This window comes from Pseudomonas sp. LH1G9 (assembly GCF_002949975.1).
Lineage (GTDB): Bacteria > Pseudomonadota > Gammaproteobacteria > Pseudomonadales > Pseudomonadaceae > Aquipseudomonas > Aquipseudomonas veronii.
Genome location: NZ_CP026880.1, coordinates 2,650,086 through 2,670,307, shown reverse-complemented (window position 1 = coordinate 2,670,307; position 20,222 = coordinate 2,650,086). Strand labels below are relative to the sequence as shown.

Below are 20,222 nucleotides of genomic sequence, written 5' to 3'. Positions count from 1 at the left end.
TTATAACAGGCACATAGCGATAGTTAAGTGGCTGTTGGGTGAGACGGATTGTTATAAAAAGGCAGATAGTGGAGCGTGACCAACGCCAAGATTAACGACTCTGGAATTATTATATTTTTTCAGCGAAACTGCTGGGCGAGTTCCAGGGGGTTTTTTATCCTCTGGGTCAAGCAATAGCCCCGATTTCTCACCGAACGGAACAACCGCTCGCCATCGTTGACGCGCTTGAATTTTTCCTGAAGTCGGCTGAGGCACATTTCCAGGCCGCGATACAACTCGGGTTCGCGACCAATATTGCGAATAAGTTCTTCTTTACTCACCACACGTTCTTCATGGTGTAACATTTTTTTGATAAGTGCTGACTCGATCGTGGTCAAGGAAATGCGTAGGCCACCCTTGACCAGCATTCGATCATGTTGTGTAAAGGTCCAGTAGTCAGGTGCTTGTAGCGGAGGTTTTTCGGTGTGGGTCGCCAGTGCTTTTTGAGGCCTGTCGGTGCTGTGGAGTTGAACATTTAGTTCCAGTTTATTATAGGGCTGTAATGTTTTGTAAATGACCGGCGTTGATGCGTTATTGGCGCTGTCGGGTTTTTCGATCGTTGAATTGTTGGTGTAGTGCGAATTGAAATACTGGTTGCCAAACAATGGCGTGCTGGTTGTCTGGGTTTCTGCTGTCTTGGTTCGCGGCGGGCAAGCGATATCGCCATAGAGTAACTCCACATTCGACGCAAAGTCGGGCAGCGGAATAAAGACGGGCGTAGCGGTGGACAGGTGTTTTTTGAGTGAGCTCATAGTGGTTACCATGGTCCTGTGGGTTGAGTGTTATAAATTTTCGGCCGGCGAGTAGTAACCGCCCTGAAAGTAATTGAAAGGCAAGCGTTTGGCGAGTGTTGCACTGTCAGAGAATTCAACTTTGTCTGCAATGAATGAGACTCGACTGGCGCTTATCAGCTCTAACATGCGGTCATAGAGCCGGTCGAAAAAATCCGAGCGTATATTCAGACTCAGTCTCAGGGGCGCATCCGGAAATGGCATTTTTATATAGTCATAGAGTTTCAGTTCGATCAACAGGTCGGCCTGCTTTGTATCCAGTGTGTAGTTATTGTAGGCAAGCTTGATACTGCTGCGGTCTTTGAGGTTATACAGTTGGCGCACCATCGCGCGGCGCTCCGTGGGGCCGGGAAGTGCGTCCAAGGGGTTTTCTATACTGATAACGAGTTGCTGCTTATAGCTGTCCAATACATGCGCGACCTGGATAAGTTCCTTGAGCGTGTCTTCGGACATAAGCGCTGATTGCTCGATGCGTAGAAATTTATGAGTCGCCGGCTGTGCAGAAGCAAGTGTTAAATGACTGAAATCGGCAGTCATGCGTGGGTCGATGCGCGATAGGGCGTCACGGTAGGCGCATTTAAGTTGAGCGCGATACAAGGGCTGCGAATGCTCTGGAAGATTGAGCAGATTATGTGTGCTGGTTACGCGAATCTCATTGCCCCAAAGTGCGCAGCTGCGTTCAACTATCGCTTGCCTGAAGAGCTTGGGTTGGGCTATTGCGACAGGCGATATTTTCTCGTTATTCACGATGCTGTCTCTCTTGGGCTGGGTGCAAATACTGGGCGGAAATAATCCCACGGCTCAACTTGTAACCGTAGCCACGGATGTTCTGAATGATATTTTCGCCATAGCGCGCCTTGATTTTGCTGCGCAGGCGGCTAATGGATTTCTCCAGGGCTCGAGAGTCGTAGAATTTGGTGTTGAGCCCCATAACATTGGCGATTTCATCGTGACTGAGCAGTCGGTTATAGATCAGTGCCTCGAGAACTTTCATTTCGATGAAGGAAATTTCAAGTTTCTGGTCGTTGCCGTAAATGCACATCCGGTCTTGATCGAGAATAAGTTTGCAGCAGTCCAAGCGATACGTTTCATTGAGAAATGCCTCGACTAAACTCAACTTTTCTTCAGGGGAAGTTTCGGTGGCTTTTAGGCAGTAGTCCGCGCCGGCCAAATAATATTTGGTTTTACTTTGAGTAGAGGCAAACGTGATGAAGACAACTATCAGGCAGGTCGGGTTTTTGTGCCTGGTTTTTTTTATGATGTCCAGGGTTTGATTGCTGGCAGAAGGTGTGTCGATTTCTATGACGATGGCGCGATAGTCGACGTGATCTTCATGATGACCGACTAGTTGACCGTAGCTGCGTGTATCGACTTTTAAATCATTCGGTACAGTACGAACTATAAGTGCTCTGAAATCCTCAGTTTTAGACGCAGTCCGTGCAATAGCGAGGACGTTGGAAAAATGCATCACCTACTCCCTTTTCTGGCATGCAAGGCCGACAGTTCAATCGCTGCTAGCGTTAGATACTAATCGAATTGATTCCGCCAAAACGTGACAAATTTTAACATTCGTAGCTTTATTCTAAAGGCGGCGGCGGGGTGAGAGGGAGGTGTTGCGGGTGCGGCGTTTGCATGGGTGTACACATATGCTAGTGCAGATTGTTAGTGTGCAATAAGTATCTTAGGTCAATTGGTTTTTAGGCCTGTGGCGATTTAATTTTTTCTATAAATGAGGCCAGGTGACGGGGCGACTAATTGCCTTAAACCGCCAGGAATTTGCCATCGACGCCTGCCCGGTGCTGTCGATTCTGCGCTTTACTTGCGCGGTCCTCCCGGATCCGACGACGGCTTAAGCTAATTCTAAAAAGGTATTTATTGCCGATTTTTAAGATCGTTTAGCTTGATCGCTCCCCCAAGACGTTCATGGAGTGAGCCGCCGATGCTGCAATCAATCACCGCCTTGCCGCTGCTGGACCTGTCGTTGCTCGATGGCAGCCCGGCGCAGCGCAGCGCGTTTCTCGATGAGCTGCGTTTTGCCGCGCGGCATGTCGGCTTCTTCTACCTCACCGGTCACGGTATCGCCCCGGCGTTGCTGGCCGAGGTGCAGCAGCAGGCGCGGGCTTTTTTCGCTTTGCCCGAGGCAGACAAGCTGGCTGTCGGGATGATCAACTCCCCGCACTTTCGCGGCTATAACCGCGCGGCCTCGGAAATCACCCGGGGCCAGCCGGACCTGCGTGAGCAGTTCGACGTCGGTGCCGAGCGCGAACCCTTGGCCGTCGCGCAACACCCCGCGGCCTGGGCGCGCCTGCAAGGCCCCAATCAATGGCCGGCGGCGTTGCCCGAGCTCAAACCTCGGGTGTTGGCCTGGCAGCACGCGATGACCCGGATGTCGTTGCGCCTGCTGCGCGCGTTCGCCCAGGCCTTGTCCCTGCCCGAAAATGCGTTCGACGCGCTGTACGGCGACAAGCCCAACGAACATATCAAGCTGATCCGCTACCCCGGTCGCCACGCCGGGCAGAGTCGCCAGGGCGTTGGCGCGCACAAGGACTCCGGCTTCCTGAGTTTCCTGCTGCAAGACCAGCAGGCCGGTTTGCAGGTGGAAGTGGAGGAGGGGCGCTGGATCGACGCCGCGCCGCGGCCCGACACGCTGGTGGTGAATATCGGCGAATTGCTCGAGCTGGCCAGTAACGGCTATCTGCGCGCCACGGTCCACCGCGTGGTGTCGCCGCCGGTGGGCAGCGAGCGCGTGTCCCTGGCGTTTTTCCTTGGCGCGCAGCTGGATGCGGTGGTGCCGGTGTACCCGCTGGCGCCCGAACTGCTGCGCGATGCCCACGGCCCCACCAGCGACCCGCGCAACCCGTTGCTGCGCGACGTCGGCTGGAACTACCTCAAGGGCCGCCTGCGCTCCCACCCGGATGTGGCCCAGCGTTTCTACGCCGACGCCACGCTGCCCCATGCACTGTCCGCCTGATCAGGAGATCACTCTGTTGAAGACATTCACACTAACCCTGGCGGCCTTGCTGAGCGCTTTCAATGTGGCGGCCGCCGATGCCTTGCGCGTCGCTGCCGACCCGATTCCCCATGCGCAAATCCTCGAATACGTGCAGAAGCTCGACCCGGACCTGAAGCTGAACATCATCGAGATCCCCAGCGGCGTGAACTCCAATGAGTTGCTGGCCCATGGCGATGTCGACGCCAATTACTTCCAGCACCTGCCGTATCTCAAGGCCCAGGAACAGGCGCTCGGCCAGACGTTCGCGGTGGCGGCCGCCGTGCATATCGAACCGTTGGGGATCTATTCGCACCGCCACACCCGCTTCGACCAGGTGCCGGACAACGGCACCGTCGCCGTGCCGAATAACGTCACCAACCTCAGCCGCGCCCTGTACCTGTTGCAAGCCAATGGCCTGATCACCCTCAAGCCGGGCTTCAACGATGCGTCCAAGCACCAGGCCACGCCCAGGGACATTGCCGAGAACCCCAAGCACCTGAAGATCCTGGAAATCGAATCGCCGCAGATCCCCCGGGCGCTGGAGGATGTCGACCTGGCAGTGATCAATGGCAACTTCGCCCTGGAAGCCGGGCTGCAACCGGCCAAGGATGCGCTGGGGCTGGAGAAGGCTCAGGGCAACCCTTACGCAAATATCCTGGTGACCACGCCCAAACTGGCGCAGGACCCGCGCATCCAGCAACTGGCCAAAGACCTGCGCTCGCCGGCGGTGGCCAAGTTCATCAGCGAGAAATATGCCGGTTCGGTGATCCCGGTGGCGCTCGAATGATCGTCGTCGAGGGTGTCAGCAAAACCTACGCCGACGGCCAGCCGGCGGCGCTGGACAACGTGTCGTTGCAGATCGCCGATGGTTCGATCTTTGGCATCGTCGGCCGCAGCGGCGCCGGTAAAAGCACGTTGCTGCGCTGCCTTAATCTGTTGGAGCGGCCGACGTCCGGGCGCATCCTCATGGATGGCCAGGACCTGACCCGGTTAACCGGCAAGGCGCTGCGCCAGCAACGCCAGCGCATCGGCATGATCTTCCAGGGGTTCAACCTGCTGCACTCGCGCAACGTGGCGGATAACGTCGCGGTGCCGTTGGAGATTGCCGGGGTGCCCAAGGCCGAGCGCGTCGCGCGGGTGGCGCAGTTGCTGGCGTTGGTTGGCTTGAGCGACAAGGCGGCGGCGTTTCCGTCGCAACTCTCCGGTGGGCAGAAGCAGCGTGTCGGCATCGCCCGCGCACTGGCCGCGCGCCCGGCGTATTTATTGTCGGATGAAGCCACCAGCGCCCTGGACCCGGAAACCACCGCTTCGATCCTGGCGCTGTTGCGCGATATCAATCGGCAGCTGGGGGTGACCATCGTGTTGATCACCCATGAGCTGGACGTGGTCAAGGCGATCTGCGACAGCGCGGTTTCCCTGGCGGCGGGGCGCGTGGTGGAAAGCGGCACGCTGCTGCAACTGCAGGCCGACCCGTCCTCGCGCCTGGGCCGCGCGCTGGCGCCCAACCTGCAGGTGGTGAGGGCGGGATGAAAACCGACTGGAATGAAGTTCTCCAACTGCTGCTCAACGCCACCGGCGAAACCCTGTACATGGTGCTGCTGGCAGGGCTGTTCACCTTGTTGATCGGCCTGCCATTGGGCGTGCTGCTGTTTATCAGCCGCGCGGGTGGGCTGTTCCCGCTGCCAAGGCTCAACCGTGCGTTGGGTGCGGTGATCAACCTGGGGCGTTCGCTGCCGTTTGTGGTGATGCTGATCGCGCTGATTCCGCTGACCCGCCTGATTGTCGGTACCACCCTGGGCAGCACGGCGGCGGTGGTGCCGATCACCATCGGTGCTTTTCCGTTTTTCGCACGCATCGTCGAGACCGCCCTGGATGATGTGGACAAGGGCCGCATCGAGGCAATCGTGGCCATGGGCGGCGATATCCGCCATGTGATTTTCAAGGTGCTGCTGCCCGAAGCCTTGCCGGCGCTGGTGGCCGGGGTCACGTTGACCCTGGTGATGCTGATCGGCTTTTCCTCCATGGCCGGGGTGATCGGCGGCGGTGGGTTGGGCGACTTGGCGATTCGCTACGGCTACCAGCGTTTCAACAACCAGATCATGGTGGTGACGGTGGTGGTGTTGGTGGTGCTCGTGCAGGGCGTGCAAAGCCTGGGCGATCGCTGCGTCAGGTCGTTGGCGCATCGCCGATGAGCCCTCATGTCGATAGTGATCGCGGCTCGCGCACAGTTTTGAGCAACAGCGTTTCGAAGGCTTGTTGCACCCCGGGCCCGTCACTGTGGGCCACATTGAAGCGCATCGAATCAGGCAGCGCCGGGTCGTAGCCGAACAATGCCCCCGGCGCCAGCACCATGTTCTGCTTCAACGCCTCCTGGGCCAACTGTTCGCCGTTCACCCCCGGCGGCAGGCGGGCCCAGATGAACATGCCGCCTTCATACGCCATCGGCAATTGACAGCCGCAGCGCTTGAGCCATTGTTCGACACGCGCACCGGCTTCCAGCAAGCGCTGCACCATGCGCTTGCGGTGCCGGGCGTAACTGCCTTCGCTGAGCATGCGGTAGACGATCTGCTCGAACAGCTCCGAGGTCACGCCGCCGCTCATCAACTTCATATGGGTCAGGTTGGCCGCCAGTTGCGGTGCGGCCACCACGTAGCTGACGCGGGTGTTGGCGCTGAGGATTTTCGAGAAGCCCGACAGGTAGGTGACCTGGTCCAGGCCGGCGATGGTGGCCAGGCGCGGCGGCGGGTTGGGATGCAGGTCGCCGTAGAGGTCATCCTCGACGATATGGCAGTGGTACTGGCGGGTCAGTTGCAGCAGACGAAACGCCTGGCTGGGGCTGAAAGAGTGCCCGGTGGGGTTATGCAACACACTGGTGGTGAGGTACAGGCTGGGGCGATGTTCGGCCAGCAACTGTTCGAGGGCGTCGAAATCGAAGCCATCCGGGCGCCGCTCGATCGTCACCACCTTGACCCCGTGCAGGGCCAGGTTGGCGTGGAAGTTGAAGTAGCAGGGCGCGTCGAGCAGCACCGTGTCGCCGGGGCGGGCGAGCAAGCGCATGAGCATGTCCAGGCCTTGCAGGGTGTTGGGCGTGGTGATGATTTGCTCCACCGGCACCGACAACCCTTCGGCATGCAGTTTGTGTTGCAGTGCCTGGCGCAACGGCAGGAACCCGGCCGGCGTGCCCATCCCGGCAAGGCGCAGCGACGGCGCGCGCACCACGCTACGCATGGCTTGGCGAAGCGCCTCGCTGTTCAGCCACTCCTCCGGCAAATGCCCGCCACCGGGGCGCAGATCTCCATTGACGGTGACCAGCGGCCGGCGTAACACGCTGAGCAAGTCCTGGGGCAACAGGTCGACCCAGCTCGTCGAGGTGGCGCGGATGATGTCTGTTGTCACAAAGTGGCCAAGGCCCTGGCTCGAGGTCAACAGGTTGCGCCCGCGCAGGCGGTCCAGCGCTTCATTGAGGGTGAACTTGCTCACGCCCAGAGTTTGGGTCAGCTCACGCACCGACGGCAACTTGCTGCCGGGCGCCCATTCGCCGTTCTCGATGGCCTGGCTGAACGCCTCGACGATCTGTTGCACCTTGGGTGCGCCAGCCCGAAAGGCGATGGCGGATACAAACATGCGGCTTCCTTGTCTTTGCTAGTGATTTTACCGGTGAAGTAGGGCCGGATTAGGCCTTACTTTACCTGCCCTGCGCAATGCCGCGGCCCTAGACTGCCGGCTATCCCGCCACTTTCCGGCTGTCTTCCCAAGGTCCAAGGCTATGACAAGCGCGTTGACGCTCTCTTCGTTTCTCTACTTTCTGCTGTTTTGCGCCACTGTGACGTTCAGCCCCGGCCCCATGACCTTGCTGCTGCTGAGCCTGGGCTTGAAGGACGGCCTGCGCGGCTCGATCCCGGCGCAGCTCGGCGCCAGTGTGTCGTACCTGGTCTCTATCCTGATCTTTGCCGTGGGTTTCTCGGAATTGATCAAAGGCAACCTCGCCATTACCCAGGGTATCCAGATGGTCGGCGTCGCCTACATTATCTACCTGGCCTACAAACAGTGGACCGGCAGCGGCGTGTCCATCGACGGGGTCGTTGCCGTGGAAGGCGCACGCAGTCTGTTCGGCAAGGGCTTGCTGACCGGGTTTTCCAACCCCAAGGCGATCATTATGTTCAGCGCCGTGTTCCCACAATTCGCCGGGGCCGGGGAACACAACTCGATGTCGGACATCGCTATCCTCGGGCTGACCTTTCTGTTGCTGCAGTTCGCCAGTGGCTGCCTGTATGGCTATTTTGGCCAGCGCATCAAGCCGGTGCTGGAAAACCCCCGGCGGCGGGTCTGGTTGCAACGGATCACGGCATTGTTGTTGCTGGGCGTCGCCGGGATGCTGGCGCGGGGCTTTTCCCACTGACGGCGCTGAGCTTACAAGGGGTAGTGGCGATATGCTGTTGCCCTGATAGACTCCAGGCACCTACCCAGGATCGCACCTCACCATGCCAGCCGCCGGAGGAAATGGAGTTCCGCTCGCTACCCGCTTGTACAAAACCCGCACGTTGGGGCTGACACTTGGCTTTGCCTGCGTGGCCTTCGGCATGTCCGCGTTGAACCCACCGCTTTGGGTGTGGGCGTTGATGCTGATCAACGGCTTTGTCTGGCCGCACCTGGCTTATCAATGGGCACGCCGCACCGCCAACACATTGCGTTGCGAGCGCCACAACCTGCTGTTCGATTCGTTTTGCGGTGGCTTCTGGGTCGGTGCCATGCACTTCAACCCACTGCCCAGCGTCACCACCTTGTCGATGATGACCATGAACAATGTGGCCATCGGTGGTCCCCGTTTCATGCTGGCGGGCTGGGTGGCGCAGGCGTTGGGCGTCGGCGTGTCGCTGCTGATCTTCACCCCGGCGTTCATCGGCATAACCAGCCAGGCGCAGTTGTATGCCTGTTTACCGATCCTGGTGCTGTATCCGCTGGCCCTGGGCTGGATTTGCTATCGCCAGGCCGTGTCCCTGGCCGGGCACAAGCGTGAGCTGCTGGCCCTGAGTCGCACCGACAGCTTGTCCGGCCTGCTCAACCATGGCGCGTGGAAGGACCATCTGGACATCGAGTTCCAGCGCTGCCACGGCGGGCAGCAGGGCGCGGTGATTGCCCTGATCGACATCGATCATTTCAAAGTGATCAACGACACCTACGGCCATGTCACCGGCGATCTCGTCCTGCGCCAGCTCAGCAAAGTGCTGCGCCAGAACCTGCGCGCCACCGACCTGGCCGGACGCTACGGCGGTGACGAGTTCTGCGTGATCCTGCCGGACGTGCCGCTCAATCGCGCCACGCAAGTGATGGATACCCTGCGCGATCGCTTCAATGCGCTGGCCTATACCCAGGACCCGACCCTGCGTGTCAGCTTGAGCATCGGCCTGGCGCCTTATCGGGTCGGGCATAGCGATTCGACCAGTTGGCTCAACGATGCCGACCAGGCGTTATATGACGCCAAGAGCAGCGGGCGCAATCGGGTCAGCGCGGTGCAGGGGCCTTGGTTGAGGTCGGTCTAGCGGGACGGCGTCCCCAGCCAGCAAAAACAAACTGAGGACGTGTTGATTGTCCTATGCATAGAACGAACAACGCCGCGTTTGCCGGCTAGTCCCCAAGACCCGTGGGACTTATGGTGTAGGCACTTTGGAGGTACACCATGAAAAAACTCATCGGCATCTACACCAGCCCCCGCGCCCACTGGGTCGGCGACGGTTTTCCGGTACGCACGCTGTTTTCCTACGACACCCTGGGCAAGCACATCAGCCCCTTCCTGTTGTTGGACCACGCGGGCCCGGCCGATTTCACCCCGACCACACAGCGTCGCGGTGTCGGCCAGCACCCGCATCGCGGCTTTGAAACCGTGACCATCGTCTACGACGGCGAAGTCGAGCACCGCGACTCCACCGGGGCTGGCGGCACGATCGGCCCCGGCGACGTGCAATGGATGACCGCCGCCAAGGGCATCCTCCACGAAGAGTTCCACTCCGAAGCCTTCGCCCGTAGCGGCGGGGTGCTGGAGATGGTGCAACTGTGGGTCAACCTGCCGGCCAAGGACAAAATGGCCGACGCCGGTTACCAGACGATTGTCGACAGCGATATTCCGCTGCTGCCGCTGGCCAATGAGGCTGGCCAACTGCGCCTGATTGCCGGTGAGTTCGCGGGCACCAAAGGCCCGGCACGCACCTTCACGCCGATCGACGTGTGGGACCTGCGCCTCAACGCCGGCAAGGCGCTGACCCTGAACCTGCACGCCGGACGCAACACCGCGCTGGTGATCTTGCGCGGCACGGTGCTGGTCAATGGCGAAGAAATCGCGCGCCAGGGGCAATTGGCACTGTTTGAGCGCGACGGCACGCAACTGTCGCTGGAATCCAGCGACGACGCGAGGGTGCTGCTGCTCAGCGGCGAGCCGATCGACGAGCCTATCGTCGGCCATGGTCCGTTCGTGATGAATACTGAGCAGGAGATCCATCAGGCGTTTGCTGATTTCCACTCTGGTCATTTCGGGCAGATGCAGCACTGAAAGGCTGACGCCAAGCCTAATGTGGGGGCGGGCAAGCCCCCACATGCGTAATTGCATGGACTTGACCCGTGAGGCCGAGAGTGGTCGTTATGCTGTAAACGTTCGGCGGCGATCATGAGTTCGAACCGGCAGACTCTTCTTTGCGGACATGATCCGTATGCTTCCTTGGAAAATGCTTACAAGCCTGCCGACGCAACTTTCTATTTTCCGGCTTCTTGGTCAGCCTCGAGAATCAAGCTCGGGGATGGGCCGCGAGCCTTTGCGAACCACCACATGGCAAATGTCCCAAGAATAGTCGTTAACACGGCCAAAATCAGGATTACGGTCTGGGTGCCCAAGGGCGCAGCTAACAAAGCCACCAGTAAACCTGCCAGAGGCTGGGACATGTTGTTCAGCAGCGTGATCACACCTACCGTCTTGCCGAAGTCCTGAGGCGGTATCACCTGCTGCCGGATAGTGCGTATGTAGACGTTGAACATTTTGTCGAAGCCTGCGATCAACAGGAAACCCAGCACATAGCCGAGCAGACTCGGACTCAGGGCGCTGATGAATGCCCCCGTTGCGATCATCGAATATCCGACACCCCCGAGGACTCGCAGAGGCAGCACCACCCGAGCGAGAAGGAACAGGATCACGATTGTTGTCACCGCACCCGCCGCCTGAAGCCCTGCATAGCTATCCTTGCCGGCGCTGTACTGGCCGATCACCATGGCCGCCGAAGTTGCCAAGGTGCCACCAACGATCAGGTTGACGCCTACCGCCAGAATGATGATTTTTTTCAATTCCGCCAGGCTACGGATATGCCCAAAAGCGATCCGCAACGGCTGCAGCCAGATGTCTTGATGCTGCTCGAACACCTCTAGCGTCATACGGCCAAGACGTTGCCACGCCAGCATGCTCAGGTCTGCCAGCAGGAACAATCCGGCGATCCAAAGCACCACCCAGTGCCAAGCCCAAACCTCAAGCATCAGTGCCGCCACCAGAGGCCCGAGGACCAGTCCCGCCTGGTCGGCGATCTGGGAGTAGGACAACGTCTTGGTGTAGCTGTAGTGCTGGAAGATATGCGGCATCAGCACTTCGCGAGCCATGATGCCTTGCGTGGTCAGCACTCCGCACAGTGCCGACAGCACCACTATCCAACCGATGCCACCAAAGATTCCGTAGAGCACCACCCCCAGCACACAGAGCCATGCCCGGTAGACCTGACTGATATGCAGGATCTTAATAGGCGGGTACTTGTCGCACAGCGCGCCGCACAGCGGGAACGCGAGAAATCGCGGCAGCGATTCGACGAAAAACGCTAGCCCTGCCCATGAAGCGCTGTTGGTGGTCTGGAACACCACCAGCGGCACAATAAACAACAGGATCTGATCCGCCAGCCTCGATAGAAAGAGCGCGATAAAAAAGGCGAGGTAATCCTTACGCATAGGGAACTCCTTTGTGTAAGCGACGTGGCATAGCGGTCTGAAGAAACATCAGTATGAGTTTACAAGGTGTCTAGATAATCCGGCGCGATGCAAACGCCTGGTCAGTGCTGATGCAATCAGGTGGTCAGATACGGTGCAATTTCCCACCCGCATTTCGCTCCGCGCTATACCCCCACATCCCCATTTCATGCGATCTTCTCGGCATTCACCCTGGAGTCGCCTGGATGCCCTCATTTATCGCTGAGCACCCCATGTTGTGCGCCCTGGCGCTGATCTTTATCGACATCGGTGTGTGGCGCTTGATTTCCGCTGAGCTGGCCAATTGGAAGCTGGCGGCGCGGTTGGTGATTTTTGCGGTGTTCAGCGCCGTGTTGTTCAACGACGGCATGAACCCGATGCTCGTCGCGCCGTATGCCGACAACACCGCGCTGCACCTGGCCGCCACTGCGTTGCAGATCGGTTGGTGGCTGTTCGCGGCGCGGACCCTGACGGTGTTGCTCGGCGCGGTGATGATGCAGCGCGTGGGCCACACCGGTCGGCTGTTGCAGGACCTGCTGGGCGCGGTGATTTTCCTGATTGCGATCATCGCCGCCATGGCCTACGTGCTCGACCTGCCGGTCAAGGGCGTGCTCGCCACCTCCGGTGCGGTGGCGATCATCGTCGGCCTGGCGCTGCAAAGCACCCTCAGCGATGTGTTTTCCGGGATCGTGCTCAACACCACCAAGCCGTACCAGCTCGATGACTGGATTTCCATCGACGGCACCGAGGGGCGCGTCACCGATATCGATTGGCGCGCTACGCGGTTGCAGACCTCCCAGGGCAGCATGGCGGTGATCCCCAATTCGTTGGCGGCCAAGGCCAAGATCGTCAACTTTTCGCGCCCGGCGGATATGTTCGGCCTGTCGGTCTGCCTGCAAGTCAGCCCCCACGCCCGCCCGCAAACGGTGATCGAGGCGCTGGAGCGGGCGATGCAAGGGTGCCGGCTGCTGCTGGCCAAACCGGCGCCGAGCGTGGCGTTCAAAACCTCGGCCAGCGACGGCGTGGAGTATGAAATCAGCGGCTTTGTGCCGTCGATGCCGCTCAAGCGCGAAGTGCGCAACCAGCTGTACGACCTGGCTTTCCGGCACTTGCAGGCGGCGGGCGTCGGTTTGCTGTCTGCCACCGAAAGCAGCGCGCCGCCGGCGCTGTCGGGGGCGCGGGCGTTGCTGGAGCGCTCGTCGATTTTCTCCACCCTGCGCCAGGAAGAGAAAGACACCTTCAGCCAGAACATGACCCTGCACAGCTATCGTGCCGGCGCGGTGATCCTGCCGGCGGGGGAGGTCAGCGATCATTTGTTTATCGTCGAATCCGGCGTGGTCTCGGTGATGATGGACAAGGCTGGGCACATGTTCGAAGCCGGGCGCATGGGGCCGGGGGAGGTGATCGGCGAGGCTGGGATCTTGTCCGACGAGGCCACGCTGGCGGACTTTCGCGCCAAGACCTTCTGCACCCTCTATCGCATCGAGAAGGAATACCTCAAGCCGTGCCTGGATGCGCGGCATGACATCGGCGAAGCGATGAAAGCGCTGCTGGATTTCCGCATACATGCGGCGCAGACCCTGACCCAGGAAGCACCGGTGGTGCCGGTGAAGAAGGGGTTCCTGCAGTGGTTGCGCAAGCGCCGGCTGTAGTGCGATCAGGGTGCCGGGGCGAGGCGGCAACGCTCGTCGAAATCTTCGGCCAACTGCGCCAGCGTCACATCCCCCAGCCGCGCCAGTAACAGTGCCTGGGCCTGGTCGAACGCGTCGCTCAGTGCCGCGTTCACTGCCTGTTCCACCAGGCATTGCGGGTGGTCGGTGGACAAGCCGATGGCGAATATCGACGGCGTGCCCAAGGCATTGTGGATATCCAGCAAGGTGATTTCACTCAAGGGTTTGCCCAGGGTCCAGCCGCCCTGATGACCTTTTTCCGAGCGGACATAGCCTTTTTCCTTGAGCAGCCCCAGTGTGCGCCGCACCACCACCGGGTTGGTGCCGAGCATCTGCGCGATGGTCTCCGAGGTGGCGCGCGCTTCATGGCGGTCCATATGGATCAGCACGTGCAGCATGCGCGAGAGGCGGGTGTCGTTTCTCATCAAAAAACCTCAAGTCGATTCGGTCGAAAGTATCCTTCGTAACCCAAAAAGTTGCGAGACACTTGACGTGCTATTTTTACGTAACTTATGGTGTGTCGTGAAAGCGCGCGGATAACCGCGCGCACCTGACAAGGGGCACTTTCATGATGCATGACGTCATTATCGTGGGCGGCAGCTATGCCGGCTTGTCCGCCGGCCTGCAATTGGCGCGGGCACGACGCAAGGTTCTGGTGATCGACGCGGGGCAGCGGCGCAATCGGTTTGCCGCCACCGCCCATGGCTTTCTCGGCCAGGACGGCCAGGCGCCGGACGTCATTGCCGCCGAAGGTCGCAGCCAATTGATGGAGTATCCGAGCGTCACCTGGGTGCAGGACAGCGTATTACAGGCGGCTACGGCGCCGGGCGGTTTCAGGCTACACACGCAATACAACGGCGGATTCGAGGGGCGACGCCTGATCCTCGCCACCGGGGTGGTGGACGAATTGCCCGCCCTCGAAGGCTTGGCGGAACGCTGGGGCAAGCACGTGTTTCATTGCCCTTACTGCCACGGCTATGAGCTGGATCAAGGCCGCATCGGTGTGTTGGCCACCTCGCCGCTGGCGATGCACCATGCGCTGATGTTGCCGGACTGGGGCAGCACCACCTTGTTCACCAACGGCGTGTTCACCCCGGATGCCGAGCAACAGGCGCAGTTGGATCGGCGCGGGGTCCGCGTGGAGCGCACGGCGGTGACACGGATCAGCGGTGAGCGCGTGGCTCTGGAACTGGCTGATGGCCGTGTGATTCAACTGGACGGCGTATTCACGATGTCCCGCACTCGCCTCAGCCCCTTGGCCGAGCAGTTGGGCTGTGTGCTGGCCGACGGCCCCACCGGCCCATACCTGCACACCAACGAAACCCGCCAGACCTCCGTGGCCGGCGTGTTTGCCTGTGGCGATGCGTCCCTTGCCGCCGGTTCCGTGGCGCTGGCGGTGGCCGAGGGCGTGCGCGCCGGGGTGGGCGCGCACGTTTCGTTGATTCACGGTTGAGGCTGGCCGGGATCGGCGCTCAGCGCACCAGGCACGGGCGATTGTTATCGAAACTCCAACCGGGGATCAGGAACTGCATGGCCACGCTGTCATTGCGCGCACCCAGGCCCATGTCTTTGTAGCGTTCGTGGGCCTGGGCCACCGCGTCCATGTCGATCTCGACGCCCAGCCCCGGCTTGGTCGGCACCTGGATGTGACCGTCGACAATCTGCAATGGCGCCTTGGTCAGGCGCTGGCCGTCCTGCCAGATCCAGTGGGTGTCGATCGCAGTGATGTCGCCCGGTGCGGCGGCGGCCACCTGGGTGAACATCGCCAGGGAAATATCGAAGTGATTGTTGGAATGCGAGCCCCAGGTCAGGCCCCATTCATGGCACATCTGCGCCACGCGCACCGAGCCTTGCATCGTCCAGAAGTGCGGGTCGGCGAGGGGAATGTCCACCGATTGCAGCTGGATCGCGTGGCCCATTTCGCGCCAGTCGGTGGCGATCATGTTGGTGGCGGTGGGCAGGCCGGTGGCGCGGCGGAATTCAGCCATGACTTCGCGGCCCGAATAGCCGTTTTCCGCGCCGCATGGGTCTTCGGCGTAGGCCAATACGTGATGCTGGTCGCGGCACAGGGCGATGGCTTCCTTGAGTGACCAGGCGCCGTTTGGGTCCAGGGTGATGCGTGCGTCGGGGAAGCGCTCGGCGAGGGCCGTGACCGCTTCGATTTCTTCGGCGCCGCGCAACACGCCGCCCTTGAGCTTGAAGTCGTTGAAGCCGTACTTGGCCTGGGCGGCTTCGGCCAGGCGCACGATGGCGTCCGGGGTCAGGGCCGGTTCATGGCGCAGGCGGCACCAATCGTCACCATCGGCTTCGCTGCGGTAGGCCAGGTCGGTCTGCTGGTGGTCGCCGATGTAGAACAGGTAGCCGAGCATCTTCACCGCGTCGCGCTGCTGGCCTTCGCCGAGCAGGGCGGCCACCGGCACTTCAAGGAACTGGCCGAGCAGATCGAGCAGCGCCGCTTCCATCGCGGTGACGGCGTGGATGGTGATGCGCAGGTCGAACGTCTGCAGGCCACGGCCGCCGCTGTCGCGGGCGGCAAAGGTGCGGCGCATGGCATTGAGAATGCTCTGGTACGCGCCGATCGGCTTGCCGATCACCAGGCTGCGCGCGTCTTCCAGGGTTTCGCGGATGCGTTCGCCGCCCGGTACTTCGCCCATGCCGATGTGCCCGGCGCTGTCCTTGAGGATCACGATATTGCGCGTGAAAAACGGCCCGTGGGCGCCGCTGAGGTTGAGCAGCATGCTGTCGTGGCCGGCCACAGGGATCACTTGCAGGTGGGTGACGATGGGGGCATGGCTGGCGTGGTGCTGGTGTTCTGTATTCATCAAAACGCTTCCTTATTTGCTCAGGACGGGGGCGGGGTGCAGCACGCTCGGGCTCTGGGCGCCGGGCCGGGTCTTGGCGAAGAACACCAGGATCGCCGCGAGGATCGAGGTGCCGGCCAGCCCATACAAACCACCCTGGATCGACCCGGTGGTCTGCTCCAGAAAGCCGAAGGTGGTGGGCGCGACAAACCCGCCGAGGTTGCCGATGGAGTTGATCAGCGCGATCACCGCCGCGGCGATGCGCGCATCCAGGTAGCCCTGGGGGATCGGCCAGAACAGCGACGATGCCGACTTGAACCCGATCGCCGCAAAACAGATGGCGACAAAGGCAAAGATCGGCCCGCCGGTGGTGGAGAAAAACATTCCCGCCGCGGCAATCAACAGCGCCGTGGCCACCCACGCCTGTTGGTGCTTGTACTTGCCGGCCAGGGCCGCGAACGAATACATGGCGATGATCGAAATCAGCCAGGGAATGGAATTGTAGAAACCCACCTGGATGTCACTCAGGTCGCCCATCTTCTTGATGATGCTCGGCAGCCAGAACGTGGCGGCGTAGATGGTCAGTTGGATGCAGAAATACAGGGCGCAGAACAGCATGATCTGGCGGTCCTTGAGCAGTGTGCCCAGGCTCGGCTTGACCGTCGTGGCGGCGTCACGCTCGCGTTGTTCGCGCTCGATCTCGCCCACCAGCGCGTCCTGTTCGGCGCGGCTGAGCCACTTGGCGTCATGGGGTTTGGAGTCGAGCCAGAACCACACGAAAAAGCACAACAGCACCGAGGCCATGCCTTCGATGATGTACATCCATTGCCAGCCGTGCAGGCCCAGCCCGCTGATTTGCAGCAGCACGCCGGACAGCGGACCGGAGATCAGCGAGGCCAGGGCCGAGCCACTGAGGAAGATCGCAATCGCCTTGCCGCGCTCCACCCCGGGCAGCCAGCGGGTGAAGTAGTAGATCACCCCCGGAAAGAACCCGGCCTCGGCCACGCCCAGCAGAAAACGCAGGATATAGAAGTGGGTTTCGTTCTGGATAAAGGCCATCAGCGTCGCGGTGATGCCCCAGGTGAACATGATGCGGGTCAGCCAGATACGCGCGCCGACTTTTTGCAGCAGCAGGTTGGAGGGCACTTCGAACAACGCATAACCGATGAAGAACAAGCCGGCGCCGAAACCGTAAGCGGCCGCGCCGATGCCCAGGTCGTGTTCCATGTGGGTGCGGACAAAGCCGATGTTGACGCGGTCGATGTAGTTGACGATGAACATGATCACGAACAGTGGCAGCACATGCTGCTTCACTTTCTTGATCGCGCGGGCCAGGACGGGGTCGAGGGCAGGCGCAGCTGTCGCAGGGTTGGAAGCGGTCACGGGGTAGAACTCCCACGGATTATTGTTGTGCGGGGATGGGTTCAGGGCTGCCGGGGGTGCCTGGCAACTTGATAGACATCATACAACTGCTTTTTTCCGCGTCGCAACGTAAATTTTGGCTGTACGAGCACGCGACAGGGCTGGTAATCCTGTTTTACAGGCGTCATAGCGCATGAAATCAATCGCGCCGATGCAATCGCAGGCAATCCAGCTTCCATGAAAACGCGGCGCAGTTGCGGCGTAATTTGTTTGTTGTCATACAAGTTGGTGGCGGAGGGGGATGTTAGTATTGACCGGGTCCAACCGATGGAATGACCGATGCACAACGACACCCCCCGCAAGCGCTCCCAGGGCCTGGCCCATGACATCGTGACCACGCTGACCCAGCGCATTCTCCTCGGCCAACTGGCGCCGGGCGAGAAGCTGCCCTCCGAGTCGGCCATCGTCGGCGAGTACGGTGTCAGTCGCACGGTGGTGCGTGAGGCGCTGTCGAAGTTGCAGGCGGCAGGGCTGGTGGAAACCCGGCACGGGGTGGGCACCTTTGTGCTGGCGCGGGACCAGCGCCAGGGCCTGCACCTGAACCACGACACCGCCGTCAGTGTGCGCGGCATCCTCGAGTTGCGCCTGGGCCTGGAAACCCAGGCCGCCGCCCTGGCCGCGCTGCGCCGCAGCGAGGTGCAGTTGCAGCACATGCGCGAGGCCCTCGATGACTACCAGGCCTCGCTGGCCAACAACGACAGCAGCGTCGAACCCGACGTGCGCTTCCATCAGTTGATTGCCCAGGCCACCGGCAACACCTACTTCACCGATGTGATCCAGCACCTGGGCAACTCGGTGATCCCGCGCACGCGCATCAACGCCGAAGAGCGCGGCGATACCGACCTGATGAAACTGGGCCAGTTGGCCAACCTGGAACACGAGGCGATCCTCAACGCCATCCGCCGCCAGGACCCCGACGCCGCCCGCGCCGCGATGTTGTTGCACCTGAGCAACAGCCTGGAACGCATGACCGGCGAGTAGCAGGGGCATTTTCTTCAATACCCGGCTCGCCGGGGTGTTTACCGTGGCCCCTGTTCATCACCACAACAGGGAACCGCAATGAGCTTGATCCTTTCCATGGCCGCCTTCGCGTTGGCCACCTCCATCACACCGGGCCCGGTGAATGTGGTCGCCCTCAGTTCGGGCGCGCGCTTCGGTTTTGTCGCCAGCCAGAAACACGTGTTCGGTGCCGCCACCGGCTTCACGCTATTGCTGGTGCTGATCGGCCTGGGGCTGCATGAAGTGCTGCTGCGCTGGCCCATTCTGACCCAGTTGATCCAGTGGGGCGGGGTCGCCTTTCTGCTGTACATGGCCTGGAAACTTGCGGTGGACGATGGCCGGCTGGACGCCGAAGGCACCGCAACGGCGCCGTCGATGCTCTACGGCGCGATCATGCAATGGCTGAACCCCAAAGCCTGGCTGGCCTGCGTGGCGGGGATGGGGTTGTTTGTCGCGGATGGCGACGCCCGGCAAGTGTGGCTGTTTGCGGCGCTCTACCTGGTGATCTGCTACCTGTCGGTAGCCTGCTGGGCCTACGCCGGCACGTTTTTGCGCCGTTACCTCGGCAACGCGCAGGGTGTGCGGGTGTTCAACCGTTCGATGGCCGCGTTGCTGGTGGCCAGTGTGGGTTATTTGCTGATGGCTTGAGCAAGTCGCGGTACTGCCCCGGCGTGGCGGCGAAGTGCAGCTTGAAGGTGCGCTGGAAGTGCGCCTGGTCGGCAAAGCCGGCGGCCAGGGCGACGTCGGCGATCAGTTCGCCGTTGCGCAATTGGGTGCGGGCGAACTGGATGCGCCGGTTCACCAGAAACGCATGGGGCGTCAAGCCGTAATACTGCTTGAAGGCGCGGATCAGATAAGACGGCGACAGCTCGGCCGCCAGGCAGATGTCTTCGAGTTTCAAGGCCTGGGTGCAGTGTTCGCGGATGTATTCGGCGGCGCGTTCCAGCTTGTGATTGACCTCCCGCACCGGCGTGTTCGAAGGGTTCAGGCGCTGCTGCACCTCACTGAAATAACTCACCAGCATGCTCTGTTTTTGCAGGAGTTCGGCGTGCTCATCCAACAGCGTCCGGTACAGCTCGATCAGGCCGTTGTACAGCACCGGGTCGCGGGTATAGGGCGTATTGAACGGTCGATAACCCTGGTCGGTGCTGAAACCCAACTGGTATTGCAGGTCCGTCAGCCAGGGCGTGTCGAGGTAGAGCATGTGATACGACCAGGGTTGGTCGTGGATCGGGTTGCACGCATGCACATCGCCGGGGTTCATCAGCACCACCGTGCCGGCGCTGATCTGGAAGGTGTCCGCGCCGTAGTGGTAATAGCTGCGCCCGGTGGTGATCGCGCCGATGGAGAAATGCTCGTGGGCGTGGCGGGTGTAGGTGACCTTGCGCCCATCGGCGATGGTCCGCGCTTCGATGAACGGCAAGCGCTCGTCGCGCCAGAAGCGCGGCGCTTGCGCGGGGTGAGTGGCGGTGTTCAGCGACATGGCGGCGGCTCCATCCCTCGGGAGATCGAGGGAGGA

The 20,222-nt window shown here is 60.9% G+C and carries 20 protein-coding genes; 11 read left to right on the top strand and 9 right to left on the bottom strand.

Annotation, left to right across the window (positions count from 1 at the left end; all coding sequences use genetic code 11):
* Positions 1 to 119: 119 nt before the first annotated feature.
* Genes C5F70_RS12190 through C5F70_RS12180 form a run of 3 tightly spaced genes read right to left on the bottom strand, consistent with a single transcriptional unit; the run spans position 120 to position 2,298 of the window.
* Positions 120 to 791 carry a helix-turn-helix domain-containing protein gene (locus C5F70_RS12190; protein WP_104903412.1) on the bottom strand — a complete coding sequence of 224 codons (672 nt, stop codon included), beginning with the start codon at positions 789 to 791 and terminating at the stop codon, positions 120 to 122.
* Positions 792 to 821: 30 nt separating this feature from the next.
* Positions 822 to 1,577, bottom strand: coding sequence for a hypothetical protein (locus tag C5F70_RS12185; protein ID WP_104903411.1), 756 nt, complete (start codon positions 1,575 to 1,577; stop codon positions 822 to 824).
* On the bottom strand, positions 1,570 to 2,298 hold the full coding sequence (locus C5F70_RS12180; RefSeq protein ID WP_046488460.1) for a winged helix-turn-helix domain-containing protein: 729 nt from the start codon (positions 2,296 to 2,298) through the stop codon (positions 1,570 to 1,572). The genes C5F70_RS12185 and C5F70_RS12180 overlap by 8 nt, the downstream gene beginning before the upstream one ends.
* 471 nt (positions 2,299 to 2,769) lie before the next feature.
* On the opposite strand from C5F70_RS12180, the gene C5F70_RS12175 reads away from it, so the two are divergent.
* The 4 genes from C5F70_RS12175 to C5F70_RS12160 are packed head-to-tail and all read left to right on the top strand — an operon-like array spanning position 2,770 to position 6,014.
* On the top strand, positions 2,770 to 3,801 hold the full coding sequence (locus tag C5F70_RS12175; protein WP_104903410.1) for an isopenicillin N synthase family oxygenase: 1,032 nt from the start codon (positions 2,770 to 2,772) through the stop codon (positions 3,799 to 3,801).
* 13 nt (positions 3,802 to 3,814) lie between these two features.
* Positions 3,815 to 4,609: a MetQ/NlpA family ABC transporter substrate-binding protein gene (locus C5F70_RS12170; protein ID WP_218276656.1), complete on the top strand. Its 795-nt coding sequence runs from the start codon at positions 3,815 to 3,817 to the stop codon at positions 4,607 to 4,609.
* Positions 4,606 to 5,352, top strand: coding sequence for a methionine ABC transporter ATP-binding protein (locus tag C5F70_RS12165; RefSeq protein ID WP_079443584.1), 747 nt, complete (start codon positions 4,606 to 4,608; stop codon positions 5,350 to 5,352). The genes C5F70_RS12170 and C5F70_RS12165 overlap by 4 nt, the downstream gene beginning before the upstream one ends.
* Positions 5,349 to 6,014, top strand: a complete 666-nt coding sequence (locus C5F70_RS12160; RefSeq protein WP_046488453.1) for a methionine ABC transporter permease — start codon at positions 5,349 to 5,351, stop codon at positions 6,012 to 6,014. Before C5F70_RS12165 ends, C5F70_RS12160 begins: the two co-directional genes overlap by 4 nt.
* A 4-nt stretch (positions 6,015 to 6,018) precedes the next feature.
* On the opposite strand, the gene C5F70_RS12155 is transcribed toward C5F70_RS12160, so the two are convergent.
* Positions 6,019 to 7,446, bottom strand: a complete 1,428-nt coding sequence (locus tag C5F70_RS12155; protein ID WP_104903408.1) for a PLP-dependent aminotransferase family protein — start codon at positions 7,444 to 7,446, stop codon at positions 6,019 to 6,021.
* A 142-nt stretch (positions 7,447 to 7,588) separates the two neighbouring features.
* On the opposite strand from C5F70_RS12155, the gene C5F70_RS12150 reads away from it, so the two are divergent.
* The 3 genes from C5F70_RS12150 (at position 7,589) to C5F70_RS12140 (ending at position 10,366) form a co-directional block, all read left to right on the top strand.
* Positions 7,589 to 8,221 carry a LysE family translocator gene (locus C5F70_RS12150; protein WP_104903407.1) on the top strand — a complete coding sequence of 211 codons (633 nt, stop codon included), beginning with the start codon at positions 7,589 to 7,591 and terminating at the stop codon, positions 8,219 to 8,221.
* Positions 8,222 to 8,303: 82 nt separating this feature from the next.
* Positions 8,304 to 9,362 (top strand): diguanylate cyclase, encoded by a 1,059-nt coding sequence (locus C5F70_RS12145; RefSeq protein WP_104903406.1) that lies wholly within the window; start codon positions 8,304 to 8,306, stop codon positions 9,360 to 9,362.
* Between the two features lie 137 nt (positions 9,363 to 9,499).
* Positions 9,500 to 10,366 (top strand): pirin family protein, encoded by an 867-nt coding sequence (locus C5F70_RS12140; protein WP_104903405.1) that lies wholly within the window; start codon positions 9,500 to 9,502, stop codon positions 10,364 to 10,366.
* Between the two features lie 200 nt (positions 10,367 to 10,566).
* Here the strand turns inward: C5F70_RS12140 and C5F70_RS12135 are convergent, their stop codons facing one another.
* Positions 10,567 to 11,793 (bottom strand): MFS transporter, encoded by a 1,227-nt coding sequence (locus C5F70_RS12135; protein WP_104903404.1) that lies wholly within the window; start codon positions 11,791 to 11,793, stop codon positions 10,567 to 10,569.
* A gap of 224 nt (positions 11,794 to 12,017) precedes the next feature.
* Here C5F70_RS12135 and C5F70_RS12130 point away from each other — a divergent pair, with 224 nt between their 5' ends.
* A complete protein-coding gene (locus C5F70_RS12130) occupies positions 12,018 to 13,463 on the top strand; it encodes a mechanosensitive ion channel family protein (RefSeq protein ID WP_104903403.1) in 1,446 nt (481 codons plus the stop codon).
* Positions 13,464 to 13,468: 5 nt separating this feature from the next.
* Here C5F70_RS12130 and C5F70_RS12125 read toward each other — a convergent pair whose 3' ends face one another.
* Positions 13,469 to 13,906 (bottom strand): Rrf2 family transcriptional regulator, encoded by a 438-nt coding sequence (locus tag C5F70_RS12125; RefSeq protein ID WP_046383812.1) that lies wholly within the window; start codon positions 13,904 to 13,906, stop codon positions 13,469 to 13,471.
* A 143-nt stretch (positions 13,907 to 14,049) separates the two neighbouring features.
* Here C5F70_RS12125 and C5F70_RS12120 point away from each other — a divergent pair, with 143 nt between their 5' ends.
* Positions 14,050 to 14,934, top strand: a complete 885-nt coding sequence (locus C5F70_RS12120) for an NAD(P)/FAD-dependent oxidoreductase (RefSeq protein ID WP_046488443.1) — start codon at positions 14,050 to 14,052, stop codon at positions 14,932 to 14,934.
* Between the two features lie 19 nt (positions 14,935 to 14,953).
* On the opposite strand, the gene gudD is transcribed toward C5F70_RS12120, so the two are convergent.
* Complete coding sequence (gudD, locus tag C5F70_RS12115; protein ID WP_104903402.1) at positions 14,954 to 16,303, bottom strand: glucarate dehydratase; 1,350 nt, start codon at positions 16,301 to 16,303, stop codon at positions 14,954 to 14,956.
* A gap of 12 nt (positions 16,304 to 16,315) precedes the next feature.
* Positions 16,316 to 17,665, bottom strand: coding sequence for an MFS transporter (locus C5F70_RS12110; protein WP_046488440.1), 1,350 nt, complete (start codon positions 17,663 to 17,665; stop codon positions 16,316 to 16,318).
* Between the two features lie 318 nt (positions 17,666 to 17,983).
* On the opposite strand from C5F70_RS12110, the gene C5F70_RS12105 reads away from it, so the two are divergent.
* Together C5F70_RS12105 and C5F70_RS12100 are read left to right on the top strand one after the other, a co-directional pair.
* Positions 17,984 to 18,685, top strand: a complete 702-nt coding sequence (locus C5F70_RS12105; protein ID WP_046488438.1) for a FadR/GntR family transcriptional regulator — start codon at positions 17,984 to 17,986, stop codon at positions 18,683 to 18,685.
* Positions 18,686 to 18,763: 78 nt separating this feature from the next.
* Complete coding sequence (locus C5F70_RS12100) at positions 18,764 to 19,351, top strand: LysE family translocator (RefSeq protein ID WP_046383807.1); 588 nt, start codon at positions 18,764 to 18,766, stop codon at positions 19,349 to 19,351.
* Here C5F70_RS12100 and C5F70_RS12095 read toward each other — a convergent pair.
* Positions 19,293 to 20,186 (bottom strand): AraC family transcriptional regulator, encoded by an 894-nt coding sequence (locus C5F70_RS12095; protein WP_046488436.1) that lies wholly within the window; start codon positions 20,184 to 20,186, stop codon positions 19,293 to 19,295. The two genes, C5F70_RS12100 and C5F70_RS12095, sit on opposite strands and share 59 nt — an antisense overlap.
* Positions 20,187 to 20,222 lie beyond the last annotated feature (36 nt).

What these genes read in the sequence shown, in the direction of transcription:
- C5F70_RS12105 (WP_046488438.1), top strand. Translation starts at nt 17,984, where the DNA reads ATGCACAACGACACCCCCCGCAAGCGCTCCCAGGGCCTGGCCCATGAC.
- C5F70_RS12095 (WP_046488436.1), bottom strand. Translation starts at nt 20,186, where the DNA reads ATGTCGCTGAACACCGCCACTCACCCCGCGCAAGCGCCGCGCTTCTGG.
- C5F70_RS12180 (WP_046488460.1), bottom strand. Translation starts at nt 2,298, where the DNA reads ATGCATTTTTCCAACGTCCTCGCTATTGCACGGACTGCGTCTAAAACT.
- C5F70_RS12145 (WP_104903406.1), top strand. Translation starts at nt 8,304, where the DNA reads ATGCCAGCCGCCGGAGGAAATGGAGTTCCGCTCGCTACCCGCTTGTAC.
- C5F70_RS12175 (WP_104903410.1), top strand. Translation starts at nt 2,770, where the DNA reads ATGCTGCAATCAATCACCGCCTTGCCGCTGCTGGACCTGTCGTTGCTC.
- C5F70_RS12120 (WP_046488443.1), top strand. Translation starts at nt 14,050, where the DNA reads ATGATGCATGACGTCATTATCGTGGGCGGCAGCTATGCCGGCTTGTCC.
- C5F70_RS12135 (WP_104903404.1), bottom strand. Translation starts at nt 11,793, where the DNA reads ATGCGTAAGGATTACCTCGCCTTTTTTATCGCGCTCTTTCTATCGAGG.
- C5F70_RS12140 (WP_104903405.1), top strand. Translation starts at nt 9,500, where the DNA reads ATGAAAAAACTCATCGGCATCTACACCAGCCCCCGCGCCCACTGGGTC.
- C5F70_RS12130 (WP_104903403.1), top strand. Translation starts at nt 12,018, where the DNA reads ATGCCCTCATTTATCGCTGAGCACCCCATGTTGTGCGCCCTGGCGCTG.
- gudD (WP_104903402.1), bottom strand. Translation starts at nt 16,303, where the DNA reads ATGAATACAGAACACCAGCACCACGCCAGCCATGCCCCCATCGTCACC.
- C5F70_RS12190 (WP_104903412.1), bottom strand. Translation starts at nt 791, where the DNA reads ATGAGCTCACTCAAAAAACACCTGTCCACCGCTACGCCCGTCTTTATT.
- C5F70_RS12100 (WP_046383807.1), top strand. Translation starts at nt 18,764, where the DNA reads ATGAGCTTGATCCTTTCCATGGCCGCCTTCGCGTTGGCCACCTCCATC.
- C5F70_RS12155 (WP_104903408.1), bottom strand. Translation starts at nt 7,446, where the DNA reads ATGTTTGTATCCGCCATCGCCTTTCGGGCTGGCGCACCCAAGGTGCAA.
- C5F70_RS12165 (WP_079443584.1), top strand. Translation starts at nt 4,606, where the DNA reads ATGATCGTCGTCGAGGGTGTCAGCAAAACCTACGCCGACGGCCAGCCG.
- C5F70_RS12160 (WP_046488453.1), top strand. Translation starts at nt 5,349, where the DNA reads ATGAAAACCGACTGGAATGAAGTTCTCCAACTGCTGCTCAACGCCACC.
- C5F70_RS12125 (WP_046383812.1), bottom strand. Translation starts at nt 13,906, where the DNA reads ATGAGAAACGACACCCGCCTCTCGCGCATGCTGCACGTGCTGATCCAT.
- C5F70_RS12150 (WP_104903407.1), top strand. Translation starts at nt 7,589, where the DNA reads ATGACAAGCGCGTTGACGCTCTCTTCGTTTCTCTACTTTCTGCTGTTT.